Annotated in this window: 4 protein-coding genes; all 4 read left to right on the forward strand. The window is 51.8% G+C overall.

Annotation, left to right across the window (positions count from 1 at the left end; translation table 11 throughout):
• Positions 1-607: Holliday junction branch migration DNA helicase RuvB (ruvB, locus tag HZA49_05910; protein ID MBI5778973.1), on the forward strand; the 607-nt coding region annotated here is incomplete at its 5' end.
• An 18-nt stretch (positions 608-625) separates the two neighbouring features.
• Complete coding sequence (locus HZA49_05915; GenBank protein ID MBI5778974.1) at positions 626-916, forward strand: hypothetical protein; 291 nt, start codon at positions 626-628, stop codon at positions 914-916.
• Between the two features lie 93 nt (positions 917-1,009).
• Complete coding sequence (locus tag HZA49_05920; GenBank protein MBI5778975.1) at positions 1,010-1,303, forward strand: hypothetical protein; 294 nt, start codon at positions 1,010-1,012, stop codon at positions 1,301-1,303.
• 44 nt (positions 1,304-1,347) lie between these two features.
• Positions 1,348-2,451, forward strand: a complete 1,104-nt coding sequence (locus HZA49_05925; protein MBI5778976.1) for a radical SAM protein — start codon at positions 1,348-1,350, stop codon at positions 2,449-2,451.
• Positions 2,452-2,740: the final 289 nt, after the last annotated feature.

The following is a 2,740-nucleotide window of genomic DNA, read 5'->3' on the forward strand; positions in this document are numbered from 1 at the left end:
CCAGGGTCCCGGCGCCCGTTCCCTCAAATTGGAACTCCCACAATTCACCCTGGTGGGCGCCACCACCCGGGCCGGACTCTTGACGCCCGCGCTCCGGGACCGCTTCGGCCTGATGCTGCGCCTGGATTTTTACGCCCCCGATGACCTGGCCAAGATCACCCACCGGGCCGCCCAGGTCCTGGCCGTGGAGGTGGATGACGAAGGGGCCTGGGAGATCGCCCGGCGCTCCCGGGGCACGCCCCGCATCGCCAACCGGCTGCTGAAAAGGGTGCGGGACTACGCCCAGGTACGGGGCGACGGCCGGGTCACCAAGGAAATTGCGGACGCGGCCCTGACGCTCCTCGAAGTGGACCAACTGGGCTTCGACCGCATGGACCGCCAGATCCTCCTCACCATCCTGGAGAAATACAACGGCGGCCCCGTGGGCCTGGGCACCCTGGCCGCGGCCCTCTGCGAAGAGCAGGACACTTTAGAAGACGTCTACGAACCCTTCCTCATCCAATGCGGTTTTTTGCAGCGCACCCCCCGGGGCCGGATGACTACGGCCCGGGCGGTGGAGTATTTTGCTACTAAGATTAATAAAAAAGAATACCCATCATTATTTTAAAAATTAAATGATATTATTATGTTAGAATTTCTTAATCAAAATAGCGGAGCTTTTAATCTCTTATTTTCATTCCTTGTATCTTTAGCTACTATTGTTTATGCAATTTTAACATGGAGATTGGTTTCAGAAACGAGGAAAATAAGAGAAATTCAAATAGACCCGAAAATATCTATAAATATTCAACCAAAGGAAGAGGCAAAAAGTTTTATTGAGATGGTTATCAAAAATATAGGGTTAGGGCCTGCCTATAATATTAGTTTTGAATTAAGTAATGATTTTGAGCATGAGAAGGGTAAATATCTTTCTTAAATAAATTTAATTAAAAAAGGTCTAAATTATTTGGCCCCAAATCAAGAAATATCTTTTTATTTAACAAGCCTATTTGAAAATTATAACGAAAAAATGGAAAATCCATTTGGAATTAGGGTATCCTATCATAGTGGTTTAGGAAAAGTTATTGAGGATAACTACTTAATAGATTTCTCAGTTTTCCTTGGATTAACTTGGCTTGGCACACCTCCGTTACATAAAATTGCTGATAATATTGAGAAAATAAATAATAATATTGACAGGATATCATCTGGTTTTAATAAGATAAACGTAATAGTATATACTAAAGAAGACATTGAAGCGGAGTATGCTAAACATGTTGCCGAAAGAATAGAGATGATAGAAAATCAGAAAAAGTCTAAGTAGATATATTTAATAGCAAATATTATTTGCAAAGAATAATATTATTTATGTCCTCCTGCCGCCATTGCGGCCAAACCGACCGCCTCATCTCCCCCCGCCTGGGCTATTGCGCGTCTTGCATCCGCGGCCATTTTGCCCAGGTATGGCCTGAAATTGAAAAGCTGCACCACGAAAGCCGCCGGGCTTTCAACTTGCCCATCAGCCCTCCCCAAGACCCTCTGGGCAAACCCTGCACCCTCTGTTTCCATGCCTGCCGCATTCCTGAAGGGGGTTATGGCTTCTGCGGGGCCAGGCGGGTGAAAGACGGTAAGATCATCGGCGGCACGGCCGCGGGTGCGCGGCTGAGTTATTATTACGACCCTCTGCCCACCAACTGCGTGGCGGACTGGTTCTGTCCCGGAGGCACGGGCGCGGGGTATCCTAAATATTCGTCCTGCCCGGGCCCGGAGCGTGGTTTTTCCAACCTGGCCGTCTTTTACCACGCCTGCAATTTCAACTGCCTCTATTGCCAGAACTGGACCTTCAAGAAGGCCACCTTTAAGGGCGAGAAAGTCTCGGCTCAAGAACTGGCCGGGGCTGTACAAAAAAACACCGGCTGCATCTGCTACTTCGGCGGCGACCCCACGCCCCAGCTTCCCCACGCCCTGGCTGCGTCCCGCCTGGCCCTGGAACAGGCTCGGGCCAAGGGCCGCCGCGTCCGTATCTGCTGGGAGACCAACGGCGCCATGCGAGAAGAATGGCTAAAGCCCCTGGTGGATAGTTGCCTGGCCAACGGCGGCATCATCAAATTCGACCTGAAGGCCTTCAGCGAAGAAATCCACCTGGCCCTCTGCGGCGTCTCCAACTCCCAGACCCTGAAGAATTTTGCAATCCTGGCCGCGCGCCTGGGGGAGCGCCCGGAAGTGCCTCTGCTCTGCGCCAGCACTCTGCTGGTCCCCGGCTACGTGGACTTAGACGAAATCCACGGCCTGGCCCGTTTCCTCGCCCGCCTCAACCCGGATATCCCTTACAGCCTCCTGGGCTTCTACCCCCAATTCTACCTGAGCGACTTGCCCATCACCTCCCTGGACTTCGCGTCCCAGGCCCGGAACGCGGCCCTGGAAGCGGGAATCAAACGGGTTCATCTCGGCAATCTCCACCTGCTGCACTGACAGGCGAATGACTCAGGAACCGCCAGCCTCTTCCCCTTTTTTTTTATTCCAGTCTGATCGGGAACTTATCCAGAAAAAATATTTTCTGCGATTGTCTGGTTAACAACAGCCGCGCGGTGGTGTTCTAACAAATAAAAGCTCCGAAAAAAGGGATGGCGGGGGGAGGACTAAAGGCGGACACGGAAGCCCTCCTACCAGCCCCCAACCTCTCCCTAAAAATGCCTTCTCGAGAGGGCATTTCCCCTCACGGTCCTTGACCTAAGGTATCAGGAATTCGAAGACCCAGGAA

The sequence above is a fragment of the Planctomycetota bacterium genome (assembly GCA_016235865.1).
GTDB lineage: Bacteria > Planctomycetota > MHYJ01 > JACQXL01 > JACQXL01 > JACRIK01.